The organism is Stenotrophomonas sp. YIM B06876 (assembly GCF_030711595.1).
Classification (GTDB): domain Bacteria; phylum Pseudomonadota; class Gammaproteobacteria; order Xanthomonadales; family Xanthomonadaceae; genus Stenotrophomonas.
In genome coordinates this window covers 2,205-2,411 of sequence record NZ_JAUJUJ010000114.1, presented here as the reverse complement: position 1 = coordinate 2,411, position 207 = coordinate 2,205, and the positions used below count along the sequence as shown (strand labels likewise).

The following is a 207-nucleotide window of genomic DNA, read 5'->3' as shown; positions in this document are numbered from 1 at the left end:
ACCCTGGCGCGCGCCGCCGCCCCGGCCGAACTGGTGGTGGACGCCGCGCACATCACCAACACCTTCGGCCCCGAATACCGCATGCTGATCATCGGCGCCGGCCAGATGTCCGAGTACCTGGCCACCATGGCGCTGTTCAGCGGCTTCGCCGTCACGGTGTGCGACCCGCGCGAGGAATACCGAGGCGCCTGGAGCGTGCCCGCGGCC

At 71.5% G+C, this 207-nt stretch carries 1 protein-coding gene; it reads left to right on the top strand.

Going from position 1 to position 207, the window contains the following annotated elements:
• A partial coding sequence (locus QZH66_RS15125) for an XdhC family protein (protein ID WP_305806739.1) occupies positions 1-207 on the top strand: 207 nt, incomplete at both ends.